Here is a 15219-nt window from a genome sequence, read left to right as displayed (position 1 = left end):
ACGATGCCGGAACACGTCGATATCCTGCCTTGATAACTATGACTGCCGATTGCTTCCGACGTATTGCCGTCACTTTTCTTCAACCCGGCGGCCATAAAAGGAACCCGCCGTACCGCTGACGCGGTACGGCGGGTTTCTCCCGTTTCGCGGCCGGTCAGCGCGGCGCCGGGGGGCGGCGCGCGATGGCGGTGAGGAAGATGCTGCCGATCTCGCTCGGGTCCTTGGTGACGAAGACGTCGCCGCCGGTCACCTTGGTGATCGACTCCAGCTCGGTCTTGCTGACACCCTCGCCGATACCGATCATGATGACCTGCACAGGCCGCTCCGGGTCGGCGATCTGCTTGAGCTTGGCGAGCAGTTGCTGCTGGTTGAGGCCGTTGTCGTCCTCGTTCTTGCCGTCGGTGAACAGCACGATCGAGTTGACCCGGCCGGGCTGCCAGTCCTCCTGTACGGCCTGGTAGGCGGCCAGCAGGGTGTCGTAGAGGCCGGTGTCACCGCTGGACGGCTTGATGGTGGCGAGTGCCCCCTCCAACTGCGCCCGTTGGCCGGAGAGCGGCCCGATCGGGACCAGTTGCCGGTAGTCCCGGTTGCCGACCAGCTTGGTGGAGAAGGTCCACAGGCCGATGGACCAGGAGTCGTCGAAGAGGCTGAGGCCGCGGCTGGCCGCGTCCACGGTGACCTCTTCCCGGCTGCGGTTGTTGGCGCTGGGCACCCCGTTCTTCATCGAGCCGGAGACGTCGATGACGGCGAGCATCCGACCGGACTGGGTCGCGATCGACCAACTCGAGACGACACGCTGTATCGCGGCCGGGTCCAGGCCGCCCGCCGCGGTGCCGCCGGCCGCCGGGGCTGTCGACGCGCCACCGGCCGGGCTCGGAGCGCCCTGCGGCGCGTTGAAGCCGGCACCCCAGTTGCCGTCCGGACCGCGCAGCGACTGTGCCGCCAGCCGGTCGCGGAACTTCGGGGCGGTGAGCAGCTCGAACAGCACCTTAGCCGCCGCCGCCTTGGTCGGCTCGATGCCGGGCAGCACCGCGTACGGGTAGTCCAGCGGCATCGGGGCCGGCTCCATGTACAGCGCCGCGAGCGGCACCGGGGGCTTCTTGCTGTTGTAGGCGATCACGTCTTCCTCGGACAGCGCCGCCGCACCGAGCGCGCTCGCGATGGACGTGGGGTCCGCCGCGGTCGGGAAGCGGGCCAGCAGGTCGTTGCGGAGCGAGGAGCGACCCGTGGCCAGCGCCCGCAGTGCGCCGACCGTGCTGCGCTGGGTGTCCCCACCGGCCCCGCTGGCGGCAGCCACGAGCGAGAGCAGGCCGGACAGGCCGGCCGCGTCGCGGGTCGGCTCGACGATGCCGGTACGCAGGGACTTGCTGCTGTTGACCTGCTTGAGCAGATCGGTCCAGGTGAACTTGGCGTTGGGCCAGCCCAGCCGCGTGGCCACCGGCTCCGGCATCGCCACGACGACCGGGCTGCGGGCAATGGAGGCACCGTTGGTCGGCGCGAACGCCGTCGCGTCCTTCTTCAGCCGCAGCAGCCAGGTCGAGGAGTCCGGAACCCAGACGTCCGGGGTGACAGCCGTGCCGCTGGCCTGCCCGACGCCGGCCAACACGGCACCGTGCCTGGCGGCCACCACAGCCGCCACGTCGACCGGGTCGGACGCCGAGACGTCCACGCGGATGCAGGTGGGACCGACCGCGGCGCCGTCCTTGACCCACTGGGAGGCAGCGGCGTCGACCGCGGGCGCCAGCTCGGAGGCGACCGCCACGGCGAGGCGAATCTCCCCTGAACAGCTGGGCTGGATCAGCTCCTTATAGCCGAACCAGACGCCGGTGGTGACGACGAGAACCGTCGCCGTCGCGGCGGCGGCTGCTAGGTGGAGTTTCGAACGCATGCGATGGCGGCCTGCTGACACGCTGACCATCTTGCGTATTAGGTGCCGTCTCTGCCACATCCGTTCGGACTAAAGTTACGCAGGAGCAACAGTTGATCACCAATTGGCGACAGAGGGTGACGAGGTGGCCCCACGGTGTTGCCAATCCGGTTTCCTGTTCACGTCCGGTCCCGCCGTCCGACCGACTCAGGGCAGCACGCAGGTTGGGCTCGCCACCGGCACGGGCTCGCCGACCGGGGCCGGCACGCCTGTGCTCGCGTCCCGCCGGAAGACCCGCACCATGTCCGCCCGCTCGTCGGCGACGTACAGGTGCTCCCCGACGAGCGCGAAGTGTCGCGGCCACTCACCACCGGTGTCCACTTCGGCCACCAGCTCGGGCAGCTCGCCGGTCAGGTGGAAGACGGCGATGGTGCCGACCCCACGGTTGGCGACGTAGAGGAAACGGCCGTCCGGATCGACCGCCACCTCCGACGGCTGGACGTGGCCCGCCCGCTCACTCGCATCGACCCGCCCACGCTGGTGCAGCGCCCCGTCGTCGGTCAGCTCGTACGCGGTGACCGTGCCGTCCAGCTCGCCGACGAGATAGCAGCGCCGGCCGTCGGGATGGCGGGCCAGGTGCCGGGGCCCGGCGCCGGGCGCCGTACGCATCCGTGGACCGCGCGGCACCAGCCGCCCGCTCGGGCCGTCCAGGTCGTACCGGTAGACCGAGTCGGTGCCGAGATCCACCGCCAGCAGCGGCCCCCGACCCCGGCCCGGGGAGACCATGTGGGCGTGCGCCCGGTCCTGGCGCTCCGGGTCGGGACCGTGCCCCTCGTGCACCACCAGATCGGTGCGCTCGCCGGGCACGCCCTGCGCGTCGAGCGGGAAGACCGCCACGCTGCCGCCGCCGTAGTTGGCCGCCACCAGGTGCTCACCGTCGGGCAGCACGGCCAGGTGACAGGGCTCGGCGCCGCCTGTCGACCGGCTGCCGAGGGCGTCCAGCGCGCCGTCCGGCCCGACCTGCCAGGCGCTGATCTCCCCGTCGGTCAACTCGTTGACCGCGTAGAGCACCGGACGCGTGGGGTGCCGCACGAGGAACGAGGGCGACGGCGTGACCGCCACCGTGCCGAGGGGGGTCAGGGCCCCGGTGGCCGGGTCCCGGCGGGCGGCGACGATGCCGCTGCCCCGCCCGCCGCTCTGCGCCGTGTAACCCCCGATGTGGACGATCTCGCCCTGACCAGTCACGCTGCACCCCTCCGCCGACATCCTCCGTAGATCCAACCAGAGCTGCCCACGAAGCCGACGCGCTAACCGGCTTTCCGCGGGCCGGATCGGTGCGGATCCCCGCCGGCACGGGCGACCCCCGCCCGCTACCCGCGCGGCGGAGCCGGGTCAGACGGCCGGCACCGGCTCACCGCGCTGGCGGGCAACGTGCTCGACCAGGGAGATCAACACCAGCTTGCCGGACTGCCGGTCCCGGGCGTCGCAGAGCACCATCGGCACGTCCGGATCCAGGTCGAGCGCCCGGCGTACGGTTTCCAGGTCGAACCGACGGGCGTCCTCGAAGCAGTTCACACCCACCACGAACGGGATGCCGCGCTGCTCGAAGTAGTCGATCGAGGGGAAGCAGTCGGCAAGCCTCCGCGTGTCGGCGAGCACCACCGCTCCGAGGGCGCCGAAGGCCAACTCGTCCCAGAGGAACCAGAACCGGTCCTGGCCCGGGGTGCCGAACAGGTACACCTGGAGGTCGTCGTTGATCGTGATCCGGCCGAAGTCCATCGCCACGGTGGTGGTCGACTTGCCCTCCACCCCGGAGGTGTCGTCGGTGCCGATTCCGGCGTCGGTGAGCACCTCCTCGGTCTGCAACGGTCGAACCTCGCTCAACGCGCTCACAAGCGTCGTCTTGCCGGCGCCGAAGCCTCCGGCGATGAGGATCTTCAGTGCCAGCGGGACGGTGACCGAGGTGCCCGCCTGGTCATAGCGCACGGAGTCCACTGACCACCGCCTTGAGGATGTCGTCGTCGGGAAGATCGCTGCCGGCCGGCGGCTCGTGCACCGCCACCAGCCCCTGAGCGAGAAGGTCACCGAGCAGCACCCGGATCACTCCGACCGCGAGGTCCAGGTCGGCCGCCAGCTCGGCCACCGACACCGGGCGCCCGGCCAACGTGACCAGCCGCCGATGCTCCGGCGGTAGCTGCGGGTGGGCCGCCAGGTCGAGGTCCGCGCCGGCCAGCACGAACGCGACCAGGTCGAACCCGTCGACGGCCGAGCGCACCCGGCCGCCGGTGAGCGTGTACGGGCGGACCACCGGGCCCGCGTCGCCGTCCAGCCACTCGTGCTGGGGGCCGGGCGGCTCAGTCCGCATCACCGGCATCCGTCGACGGTCGGGCGGCGGCGGTGAGGTTCTCCCCCACGCGAATGACGAGCATCGCCATCTCGTACGCGACCAGACCGATGTCGGCGTCGGCATCGCTCACCACTGCCAGGCAGGCGCCCTGCCCGGCGGCGGTGACGAAGAGGTACGCCGCCTCCATCTCCACCACGGTCTGCCGGACCGGACCACCGTCCACGTGTCGGCTCGCACCCCGGGCCAGGCTGGAAAAGCCGGCGGCCAGCGCGCAGAGGTGCTCGGCGTCGGATCGCTCCAGCTCGGCCGAGGCGCCGAGCAGCAGCCCGTCGGCGGAGAGCACCACGGCCTCCCGGGCGGCCGGTACGCGTTGCACCAACTCGTCGAGCAACCAGTCCAGGCTGTCGCTCTGCTTCGTCGTCTGCCGCACTAGGCGTCCCTCTCAGTCGCGGTCGGAGGTTCGGAGGCCGTCGGAGGCGCCGGAGCCGGGCCAGCGGCGGCCGGGGTCGCACCCGGCCGGCTCGCCGGGACGGCCGTGCCGGGCGCGTCGCCCCGAGCGGCCGGGCCCGGGACGACGACTGTGGCCCTGCCGCGGGCGGTGCCGGCCTGGAGAGCCGCCATGACCCGGCGGACCTCCTCCGGCGATCGGGGCGTCGGCGCGTCGGCGACGGTGGACCGGGGCAGGGCCTTCGGGGTACGCCGTCGCACCCGGCGGGGCAGCCCCTCCAGGTCGTCAGTCGTTCCGCCGGACGGCGATTCGCCGTCGACTCCCGACGCGTCGGCACCCGGGCGGTCGGGATGCGGGCCCGTGGGCAGGGCGAGCGTGGGCAGGTCGTCGGTGGCGATCGCGGCCGCGCTGGTACGGCCGGCGCGGGGCCGGGGCACCGCGCCTCGGCGCACCGGTCGGGCCAGACGCCTGTCGCCCGAGGGCGCGGCAAGCGTGGCGGGGTCGGGGCCGGCCGGCGGCTCGGTGGTGACCAGGTCCGTGGGGACCAGCACCACGGCGGTGACGCCGCCCGCCTCGGAGGGCCGCAGCCGTACGCGGACGGCGTGCCGGGCAGCCAGCCGGGCCACCACGAACAGGCCGAGTCGGGCGCTCTGCGCCGGGTCGAACTCGGGCGAGCTGGCCAGCCGGGTGTTGGCGCTCTCCACCGCGGCGGCGGACATTCCCAGCCCCTGGTCGGTGACCTCCAGGACGTACCCGTTGGCGACCTGCTCCCCGCTGATGGTCACTCGGGTGTCCGGCGGGGAGAAGGCGGTGGCGTTCTCCACCAGCTCGGCGAGCAGGTGGATGATGTCGCCGACCGCCCGGCCCAGCACGCCGACCGGCTGCACGCTGGCGATGTCCACCCGGTCGTACGCCTCGACCTCGCTGATCGCGCCGCGGACCAGGTCGACCATCGCGACCGGGTTGCGCCACCCGCGGCCCGGCGCGGACCCGGCGAGGATCACCAGGTCCTCGGCGTGCCGGCGGAGTCGCGTCGCCAGGTGGTCCACCTGGAACAGTTCGGCCAGCTCGTCCGGGTCCTCGGCGCGACGCTCCATCCGGTCCAGCAGGTGCAGCTGCCGGTGCACCAGGCCCTGGCTGCGTCGGGCGATGTTGAGGAACACCTCGTTGAGCCCTCGGCGCAGGGTGACCTCGTCCACGGCGGCCTGGACGGCGGTGCGCTGCACCTCGGTGAAGGCCCGCCCGACCTCGCCGATCTCGTCGTTGCCGTACTCCAGGGGTGGGGCCTCCCGGGCGACGTCGACCTGCTCGCCGCGGCGCAGTCGGGTCACCACGTCCGGCAGTCGGTGCTCGGCCAGCTCCAGGGCGGCGGTGCGAACCCCGCTGAGTCGCCGGACCAGGGTGCGGCCGACCCGCAGCGCCACCAGCACGGAGACCACCACGGCGGCGAGCCCGAGAACCCCGGCGGCCGCCAGTCGGATCAGGATCCAGACGGCCATCGGCACCGAACGGTCGGTGAGCCCGTCGGCCTCGGCCAGCTCGAAGTCGCGCAACTGCTGCTGTACGGCGTCGTGGCTGGCCTGCCACGACGCCGCGTCCACAGGTGGCCGACCGGACCTGTTGGCCCCGATCAACGCGTCCTGCATGACGCGCAGGCTGGTGAACGCCGGCCCCTCGGTCAGTCGCTGGTACGCGGCCCGCCCGGCCTCGGGCAGGTCTGCCACCGCGCTCTCGGTGAGCCACCGCTGGTTGCCGATGGCCTGCACGAGAAGGGCGTGCTCCCCCTCGGCGAACTTCCCGGCGGTCAGCACGCCGGCCAGCATGGCGTCGGTCTGGCCGAGCAGCTCCCGGGAACGGCCCAGCGAGGTGAGCGCGAGCGCCTGTCGGTTGATGGCCGGATCGCTCAGGTTAGCCATCGCGGAGAACGCCTGGAAGGCCGCCGAGACCATGCCGCTGTAGAGGCCGAGGGCGCCGGCGCGGTCCATCAGGCCGTCGTCGATGAAGTCCCGACCGGTCGGCAGCGCCGCCAGGGCGGCGACCAGCCGGTCGATCCGGTCCTCCAACAAGTCGTCGGCGGCGTCGCGCAACGCCTCTCCGTCGACCCGGCGACGCAGCTCGGCGACCGCCCGATCCGTACGTTGGCGCTGCTCGGTCAGGGCGGGCAGTTCGGTGGTACCGGCGAGCTGCACCACCGACAGTCGACGCTCCCGTTGCAGCTCGGTGACGACGGCCTCGCCGGGGCGGCCCAGGTCGTACAGCAGGGTGCGCGCGGAGAGCAGGTTGAGGGCGGGGCCGAACGTCAGCGTCGTCGCGAAGATCCACAGCGCGAGGAGCGCGGTCACCGGAGCGACGACCAACGCGGTCAGCTTCGAGCGGATCGGCCAGTCGCGGGTTCTCATCAGACCTCGCCCGTACAGGGGTGGCAGGAGGGGCGCCGGCACCGCCGGGCAACGCGCTCGCCGGTCGCGCACCCGGCCGTCGGGCCGGGCACCGGCGCGGGCGCCTTGGGCAGGATACGTAATCGCGCCCGGTTGCACTACCGCCCGTCGCGCCGACATCGACGCTGCGACATGCGCCCGCGCCGGTACGACGGACCCCATCGTGCGTCACCAACCAGGCGCACCATCTGGAATGAGTCAGGTTTTCCCGGGATGTGGCGACGGCGGATCGGGATCGGCGAGGAAAGTGCCCCGGATCGGGATTGGCGATCAGTGCGCGGAGGGAATACCAGGTGACGAAGGAGGAGCCATGTCGCCCACGCAGATAATCGTCATCGTGCTCGTCGTGCTGGTGATCGTCGCGGCGCTCGCCGTGGCCGTCCGGACGATCGGCCGTCGCCGCGCGCTGCGCAGCCGGTTCGGGCCGGAGTACGACCGGGTGGTGCAGGAGCAGGACAGCCGGTCCGCCGCGGAGCGCGAGCTGCGCGACCGGGAACGCCGGCACGCCGAGCTCACGCTCACCCCGCTCAGCCCGGAGTCCCGGGCCCGTTACGCCGCCGCCTGGGAAGAGCTCCAGATCCGCTTCATCGACTCGCCGAACGAGACCGTGGGCGACGCGGACGAACTGGTCACCCGGCTCATCGAGGAGCAGGGCTACCCGACCGGGGACTTCTCCGACCAGATCGCCCACCTCTCCGTCGAGCACGCCCGGACGCTGACGAACTACCGGGACGCGCACGAGATCCACCTGCGCAACTCCCGGGGGGAGGCCAGCACCGAGGAGCTGCGCCAGGCGGTCGTGCACTACCGGGCCCTCTTCGCCGACCTGCTCGGTGAGGAGCCGGTCGGCAAGCGCACTTCCGAACAGGGTTCCCACCCGGACACTCCGCACGACGCCACGAGCCGCTGAGGAGGCCACCGATGCGCCACGAAGAGCAGCAGGTGAGCAACGACCATCCGGAGGCCGTCCGGTCCGCGCCGGTGCCGGTGCCGCCGACGGGTGACCGGGCCGCCAGCTCGGACGTACCCGAGGATGCCCTGGACGACCGGGGCACCTTCGACGACCCGACCACCGACCACGACCCGACCACTGGCCACGACCGCGCCAACGGCACCGACCCGGGCACTCTGCGCGACCGCGCCGACGACGACCGCGCCGACGACGACCGGATTGACGCCGAGGACCGCGCCGAGACCGGGTGGGCCGACGACCAGCGGGACGAGGACACCGAGCGCCGGAACCGGCCCGACGACGAGGGCGGCTTCCACGAGCCGGGGCCGCTCCCGACCGCGTTCGGCGCCACCACGGTGGCCGACGCGGTGGCCGCGTCGGCGCTGGCCAGCCCGTACCCGCAGGACCAGCCGGACCCGCGGGCCGAGCGGACCGCCCAACCGGGCGACGGCGCCGAGGACGGCGAGCGGGAGGGTCTGCGCGCCGACCCCACCGCCGAACTGCACCGCCGCGACGGCAGCCTGGAGACCGACCGGGACGCCGCTCCGGCGACCGACGAGGCCGCCGACCTGGACGTCGACGACCGGCGCGCGGACACCGACACCCCGTCTCGGACCGTCGTCGCCGCGGACAGCACGGACGGCGCGGCCGAGCGCCGCGGCGACCTGACCGACTGGGCCGGCGATCCGGACGCGGCGACCGCGGGCGCGGCCGGCTACGGCAGCGCGTCGCCGGAGATGGTCGACCCGGACGCCGACGCCGAACCGGTCACCACCGAGGCGGCCGGCGCCTCCCTGGAGTCCGCCGGGACGTCGCGGCCCGCCGGTTCGACAGTCGCCGCCGAACCGGCAACGCTCCTCGACGGAGACACCGCGCAGGGTTTCCGGGACCGCTGGCGGGACGTGCAGCTGCGTTTCGTCGACGATCCGCAGGCCGCGGCCGGCGAGGCGCAGTCCCTGGTCGAGGAGGCCATCCAGGCTCTCGCCTCGGCACTGGCCGCGCAGAAGAACACCCTGGGCGGGTGGCAGGACGCCGGTTCGGCCGACACCGAGCAGTTGCGGATGGCCGTCCGCAACTACCGGGACTTCCTGGACCGCGTACTGGGTCGCTGAGGCGACACGATCGGAAGGGCGCTCCGGCCTACCGGCCGGGGCGCCCTTCGGCGTCCTGACAGGTGACGCACACCGTCGGCCGAGCCGCGCAAGGGGGCGCGAACGCATCGCACCGGGCGAGCAGGCATGAAACCTCGCGTAGTGGGTAATACGGCGCGCGCATCAAACCGGTGCCAACGTCGGGACGAGGGGTGACGGGATGGACGGCGGCGGTCTGCGGCTCAATATGAACGGGCTGGACTACCTGATTCTTGCGCTGTACTTCGTCACCGTCCTCGGGGTCGGCTTCGCCGCCCGGCGGGCGATCCGGACCAGCGTCGACTTCTTCCTCTCCGGCCGCTCCCTGCCCGCATGGGTGACGGGCCTCGCGTTCGTCTCGGCGAACCTGGGGGCGCTGGAGATCATCGGCATGGCGGCGAACGGCGCCCAGTACGGCGTCATGACGGTCCACTACTACTGGATCGGCGCGGTGCCGGCGATGGTCTTCCTGGGCATCGTGATGATGCCCTTCTACTACGGTTCCAAGGTCCGCAGCGTGCCCGAGTACCTACGGCTGCGCTTCAACCGACCGACCCACCTGCTGAACGCGCTCAGCTTCGCCGTCGCCCAGGTGCTGATCGCCGGCGTCAACCTCTACGCGCTGGCCCTGGTCATGCAGGCACTGCTCGGCTGGCCGCTCTGGACCGCGATCGTGGTGGGCGCGGCGATCGTGCTGGCGTACATCACCATCGGTGGTCTGTCCGGGGCGATCTACAACGAGGTGCTCCAGTTCTTCGTCATCCTGGCCGGCCTCATTCCGGTCACCGTGATCGGCCTGGTCAAGGTCGGCGGGGTGAGCGGGCTGATGGACGCGGTCCGCGACTCGAAGCTCGGCGAGGCGGGTCTGCACGCCTGGCAGGACACCGGCAGCACCGACAACCCTCTCGGCGCGCAGTGGCTCGGCATCGTGTTCGGCCTCGGCTTCGTGCTCTCGTTCGGCTACTGGACGACCAACTTCGCCGAGGTGCAGCGGGCGCTGTCCGCGAAGAACATGAGCGCCGCCCGGCGTACGCCGATCATCGCCGCGTACCCGAAGCTGTTCATCCCCCTGGTCACGATCATCCCGGGCCTGGTGGCCCTGGTGACGGTGAAGGGGCTCGGCGCGGACAAGGGCGACCTGCAGTACAACAACGCGATCCCGCTGCTGATGCGGGACCTGCTGCCCAACGGCGTGCTCGGGGTGGCGGTCACCGGCCTGCTCGCCTCGTTCATGGCCGGCATGGCGGCCAACGTGAGTGGTTTCAACACCGTCTTCACGTACGACATCTGGCAGGCGTACGTCCGCCGTGGCAGGTCCGACGAGTACTACCTGCGGATCGGTCGGTGGGCGACGGTCGCCGCAGTGGTGATCGGCATCGGGACGGCGTTCATCGCGTCCGGCTTCAGCAACATCATGAACTACATCCAGGCCCTCTTCTCGCTGTTCAACGCGCCGCTGTTCGCCACGTTCATCATCGGCATGTTCTGGAAGCGGATGAGCGCGTTGGCCGGCTTCTGGTCGCTGCTGCTGGGCACACTGGCCTCGCTGGCCACCTACCTGCTCTACAAGGGCGGCGTGATCGGCTTCAACTCCGACCTGGAGGAGAGCTTCTGGGGCGCCGGCATCGCGTTCGTCACCGTGGCGGTGGTCGCCGCCATCCTCACCCCGCTCACCGCCGCGAAGCGCGACGAGGAACTGCGCGGGCTGGTCTACGGGCTGGGCGGCGTCGACCTGAAGGGTGACGTGCTCGCCGGCGACGCCGTCTGGTACCGCTCCCCGGTGCTGCTCGGCGTGATCGCGGTCGCGCTCGCCGCCCTCTTCTACATCCCGGTCTTCTAGAAAGGAGTCGGCAGATGAGCAACGACGGCCAGCCGGCGCAGGACCCGCTGATCGACGAGACGCAAGCCGAGGAGCGCCGCTCCGCCGCCGCCCGACTGTTCGACATCCGTCGGGTGATCGGTGGCCTCTTCGTGGCGTACGGAATCATCGTGTCTCTCATCGGCGTCTTCGACAGCCGGGCCGAGATCGACAAGGCCGAGGGCGTCCGCATCAACCTGTGGGCAGGTCTGGTGATGCTCGCCTTCGGCCTGCTGATGCTGCTCTGGCAGTGGGTGCGCCCGGCCGAGGCGCCGAACCCGAACGAGCAGCAGCCCGACAGCTGACGCCAGGCCCGCCGCCGGCGCCGTCCACGCGGGCGGCGCCGGCGCGCGCATGGGCGCGGACGCACGGGGTACGCCAGGGGGATCAGGCAACGTGTCGGACACAGGAGGCAGCACCATGACCGATCGCGACCGCCGACCGCCGCTGGAGGAGAGCCCGCAAACGGCAGCTGCGGTGGACGACGACAGCACCGTCCCGCAGTTGCGGACCGGGGGCGGGCCCGACCGTGACACGCCTACCTTCACCGAGCCGCGCGACCGGCCGGAGGACCTCGCTCCGGACACCGATGACCTGATCGGGGACCCGTACGGCGCCGGCACCGGCGCGACCGGAACGGGCACCGGCGCGGGCGGCGACAACATCCGTACCGGGGCGGAGCAGCCCTGGGAGCCGGAGGACCTGGTGATGGCCCGCGGCCAGGACCTCACCCCGGAGAACCTGGACAAGGCCCGCCGCGACCTGGCCGAGCAGGGCCGCGCGGCGATCGAGCGCATCGTGCCCTGACCGGGGTACGGAACGGGGGTGGGGTCCCCGGCCCGACCGTGATGGTCGGACCGGGGACCCCGGGGGAACCTGCCGCCGGCAGTGCCTCACCTACTGCCGGCGGCGGGTTGGTGCGTGAGCTACCCGCTCAGAGAGCCGGGTAGGCGTTGCGCATGAGCTCCTGGAACTGCGCGGAGAACCACGCTCCGGAGATCGGGGCGTCCGGCAGGGCGCCCGACGGGTTGTTGCCGTTGCGGGCGTTGCCGCCGTACGTCGGGTCACACATCCGGTCGAAGCCCTTGCCCTCGTTGTTCGGGATCTCCTTGCTGGAGCCGTCCGACTCGCCCGGGGGCTTCACCCAGACGTACGCGTCGATGCCCGTCGCCGGGTTCGCCCGCGGCCGCTCACCGAGACCGGCACCGGCCTGGTTGCACCAGTTACCGGCGTGGGCCCGGCGGTCGATCCGACCACCGTTGACGTACGTGTCGACGCTCGTGGTCGCACCCGGGCCGGTGGGCCGGGCGGAGCCGCCCCAACCGTTGCGGGACGTGTCGATCAGCATGCCGATGTTGGAGTTGAAGCCGACCGAGATCAGCTTGGTACGGAACGCCTGGGCGAAGGACAGCTCGTCGACGTAGAAGTTCCAGTCGATCCACTTGGACTGCCGCACCGTCTGGCCGTTCACGTTGTCGGTGACCTTGAAGTACGGCTCCGTGAGCGCCGAGTAGTTCGCGGTGTTGGTGATGAACCCGTGCACGTTGTTGACCGTGCTGCCGGAGGCGACCGCGGCGGTCTTCAGGATGTCGGCGGTCGGACCGAAGTTCGAGTCCCAGCCGAGCCAGCCGTGGTGACCGGCGTCGATGTAGTTGTAGACGTTACCGATCGCGCCCAGCTTGGCCAGGGCGTAGCCGACACCGTTGACGTACGCGCCGTTGGCCTTGACCGTGTCGCACATGACCGTGCCGCCGGGCTGACCCGAGGTGTTGGTCACGATGTTCGGCAGCGAGTCGATCTCGATGACGTTGATGATCCGGATGTTCCGGTACTTCGCGTCGGACTGGATCGCCGCGATCGGGTCGATGTACTCGGCCTTGTACCGGGGCAGCTCGTCCGGGCCCAGCTCACCGTTCGAGGAGAGCGCGGAGCAGTCGCGGCCGGGCAGGTTGTAGATCACGAACTGGATGTAGCCCGCGCCCTGGCGCAGCGCCTCGTCCAGGTGCTCCCGCACCCCGAACGCGCCGTTCGAGCTGCTGTTCGGCGTGCCGTTGATGGCGGCGATCCGGTCCAGCCAGATGGCGGTGGGGTTGTTGGAAACCCGGCTGCCGCCCGCCTCGGCGTCCGCCTTGGCCTTCCACTCCGGGTTCACGTAGCCCTTCACACCGGCGTACGGGTTGTCGACCTTGGTGCCCGGAGGGGGCGTGGTCGGCGGAGCCGTGGTCGGCGGAGCCGTGGTGGGCGGCGCCGTCGTCGGCGGAGCGGTGGTCGGCGGGGCCGTCGTGGGCGGAGCAGTGGTGGGGTTACCGCCGCCGTTGCAGACCACGCCGTTCAGGGTGAACGAGGTCGGCTTCGGGTTGCTGCCGCTCCAGGCGCCGTTGAAACCAAGGGTGGTCGACGCGCCGGTGGCGAGGCTGCCGTTGTAGGACATGCTGCGGGCGGTGACCTGGCTGCCGGACTGGGTGAACTCGGCCGACCAGCCCTGCTGCACCCGCTGGCTGGAGTTGGGGAACGTCCAGCCCAGCGTCCAGCCGTTGATCGGGTCGCCGAGGTTCTTGATGCTGATGTTGGCGGTGAAGCCACCCTGCCAGTCGTTGGTCGTGTACGCGATGTCGCACTGCGTCGCGGCCTGCGCCGCGGTGACCGGGATCGTCACCAGCCCGCCGGCGACCAGGACGCCCGCCCCGGCGAGCGCCAGGGTCCGGCGTGGGCCGGACAGCCTTCTCCACACATTCATGCCACTGATCTCCTTGGGCGAGACCGGGCTCAGGTACGGCCCGGCGAGACGGCCCGGTAGGTGTCCTGCACGGACGGCCTCCGGCGCCACGGGATTCATTGGGGGGTGCCCGACCCGGACGGGCGGTGGTGGTGGTGGTGATTGGCCGGCGCGAGGCCGACCGATGACGGCCGGTTGTCGTCCGGCGAACCGGATGCCCTCGACGCCCTGCCTGCGCGGTGTGGCTCCCCGAACCGCGTGCGCCGATTCTTGCATGGGAGCGCTTCCATGGCAATGGCTCGATGCGCGGCCCCGCCCTCAACTCGGACGATACCCCCGGCCGGCGCGAGCGGCACCTGCCGCGCGTTACCGGATGACCACTGCGGGTCGAGCACTGCGGGGCGGCAACACCGCCTGTCGCCCGCAACGGTGCGCAGTGCCCGAGACGGCACTGCGAGCGGGAGAAAGCCGCGTAACACCCCATCGCCGCTTACCACCAGCAAAGGTCAAAACGCGAATCTTTCACTTCATAAGTCATGAAACCGTCTAACGTCGGTCTTAGCTCGGTTGTCGCCGGGCTCAGGACAACAGGGATGGAGTGACGCAGGTCATGGCTAAGAAGATGCTCGGGAAGGTCGTTGCGGGCGCCGCACTCGGCGGCGCGTCTCTCCTGGTGTTCGCGCCGGGGATCGCGTTCGCTGACGGGCACCACGACGAGGACGGCAAGGTCTACGCCAAGCCGCACGTCGTGAAGGCCGGCGACGAGGTCAAGCTCCTCGAGATCTGCCCGGATCGGCAGGAGCACGCCTACGTGTGGTCCAAGGTCACCGGCAAGGTCAAGCTCAAGCCGGCACGGGACGACCGGGGCGAGGACCGCGGCGAGTGGAGCGAGGAGGAGGACTCCTACGACCACGACGACAAGGGCAAGGACGAGCACGGCAAGGACGACGAGGGCAAGGACGAGCAGGGCAAGGACGAGAACGGCAAGGGCGAGCACGGCAAGGACGACAAGTCCAAGGACGAGAACGCCAAGGACGAGCACGGCAAGGACGACAAGTCCAAGGACGAGCAGGGCAAGGACGACAAGTCCAAGGACGAGCAGGGCGAGGGCCACGAGGACGCCCAGCCCGGCGGCCAGGGCGGCGGCGCTGCCGCCGACGCCTACGGCGACGAAGACAGCAAGGACTGGAAGGGCGAGGAGCACGCCCAGGACGCGGACGACAGCGACGAGGGCAAGAAGGACTGGGAGTCCAAGGACGAAGGCAGCAAGGACTGGGAGTCCAAGGACGAGCACGGCTCCAAGGACGAGCACGGCTCCGACAAGGGCGACGAATACGGCTCCGACAAGGGCTGGGAGTCCAAGGACGAGCACGGCTCCGACAAGGGCGACGAATACGGCTCCGACAAGGGCTGGGAGTCCAAGGACGAGCACGGCTCCGACAAGGGCGACGAATACGGCTCCG

At 71.2% G+C, this 15219-nt stretch carries 13 protein-coding genes; 6 read left to right on the top strand and 7 right to left on the bottom strand.

Annotated elements, in window-relative coordinates; genetic code table 11:
- Window positions 1–154: 154 nt before the first annotated feature.
- From ACLQ26_RS32310 to ACLQ26_RS32285, 6 genes are all read right to left on the bottom strand, one after another.
- Window positions 155–1909, bottom strand: coding sequence for a substrate-binding domain-containing protein (locus ACLQ26_RS32310; protein ID WP_425748150.1), 1755 nt, complete (start codon window positions 1907–1909; stop codon window positions 155–157).
- Window positions 1910–2074: 165 nt separating this feature from the next.
- Complete coding sequence (locus ACLQ26_RS32305) at window positions 2075–3112, bottom strand: lactonase family protein (protein ID WP_425748149.1); 1038 nt, start codon at window positions 3110–3112, stop codon at window positions 2075–2077.
- A 147-nt stretch (window positions 3113–3259) separates the two neighbouring features.
- Complete coding sequence (locus ACLQ26_RS32300) at window positions 3260–3862, bottom strand: GTP-binding protein (RefSeq protein WP_425748148.1); 603 nt, start codon at window positions 3860–3862, stop codon at window positions 3260–3262.
- A complete protein-coding gene (locus ACLQ26_RS32295; RefSeq protein ID WP_425748147.1) occupies window positions 3843–4232 on the bottom strand; it encodes a DUF742 domain-containing protein in 390 nt (129 codons plus the stop codon). Before ACLQ26_RS32295 ends, ACLQ26_RS32300 begins: the two co-directional genes overlap by 20 nt.
- A complete protein-coding gene (locus tag ACLQ26_RS32290) occupies window positions 4222–4644 on the bottom strand; it encodes a roadblock/LC7 domain-containing protein (protein WP_425748146.1) in 423 nt (140 codons plus the stop codon). Before ACLQ26_RS32290 ends, ACLQ26_RS32295 begins: the two co-directional genes overlap by 11 nt.
- A complete protein-coding gene (locus tag ACLQ26_RS32285) occupies window positions 4644–7061 on the bottom strand; it encodes a nitrate- and nitrite sensing domain-containing protein (RefSeq protein WP_425748145.1) in 2418 nt (805 codons plus the stop codon). The genes ACLQ26_RS32290 and ACLQ26_RS32285 overlap by 1 nt, the downstream gene beginning before the upstream one ends.
- Before the next feature lie 349 nt (window positions 7062–7410).
- Here ACLQ26_RS32285 and ACLQ26_RS32280 point away from each other — a divergent pair, with 349 nt between their 5' ends.
- The 5 genes from ACLQ26_RS32280 to ACLQ26_RS32260 all read left to right on the top strand — a co-directional run bounded on the left by ACLQ26_RS32280 (window position 7411) and on the right by ACLQ26_RS32260 (window position 11847).
- Window positions 7411–8010 carry a hypothetical protein gene (locus ACLQ26_RS32280; protein WP_425748144.1) on the top strand — a complete coding sequence of 200 codons (600 nt, stop codon included), beginning with the start codon at window positions 7411–7413 and terminating at the stop codon, window positions 8008–8010.
- Between the two features lie 11 nt (window positions 8011–8021).
- The gene (locus ACLQ26_RS32275) at window positions 8022–9164 is read left to right on the top strand and encodes a hypothetical protein (protein ID WP_425748143.1); all 1143 of its coding nucleotides are present in this window, start codon (window positions 8022–8024) and stop codon (window positions 9162–9164) included.
- Between the two features lie 199 nt (window positions 9165–9363).
- A complete protein-coding gene (locus tag ACLQ26_RS32270; RefSeq protein WP_425748141.1) occupies window positions 9364–11022 on the top strand; it encodes a sodium:solute symporter family protein in 1659 nt (552 codons plus the stop codon).
- Window positions 11023–11036: 14 nt separating this feature from the next.
- The gene (locus tag ACLQ26_RS32265) at window positions 11037–11345 is read left to right on the top strand and encodes a hypothetical protein (RefSeq protein ID WP_425748140.1); all 309 of its coding nucleotides are present in this window, start codon (window positions 11037–11039) and stop codon (window positions 11343–11345) included.
- A gap of 115 nt (window positions 11346–11460) precedes the next feature.
- A complete protein-coding gene (locus ACLQ26_RS32260) occupies window positions 11461–11847 on the top strand; it encodes a hypothetical protein (RefSeq protein ID WP_363679799.1) in 387 nt (128 codons plus the stop codon).
- A 127-nt stretch (window positions 11848–11974) separates the two neighbouring features.
- Here the strand turns inward: ACLQ26_RS32260 and ACLQ26_RS32255 are convergent, their stop codons facing one another.
- On the bottom strand, window positions 11975–13777 hold the full coding sequence (locus tag ACLQ26_RS32255; RefSeq protein ID WP_425748139.1) for a glycoside hydrolase family 6 protein: 1803 nt from the start codon (window positions 13775–13777) through the stop codon (window positions 11975–11977).
- 589 nt (window positions 13778–14366) lie between these two features.
- On the opposite strand from ACLQ26_RS32255, the gene ACLQ26_RS32250 reads away from it, so the two are divergent.
- A partial coding sequence (locus tag ACLQ26_RS32250; protein WP_425748138.1) for a hypothetical protein occupies window positions 14367–15219 on the top strand: 853 nt, incomplete at its 3' end.

It is taken from the genome of Micromonospora sp. DT43 (genome assembly GCF_049841645.1).
GTDB lineage: Bacteria > Actinomycetota > Actinomycetes > Mycobacteriales > Micromonosporaceae > Micromonospora.
Note: the sequence above shows the minus strand (reverse complement) of the source record. Positions and strands in the feature narration are given on the sequence as shown.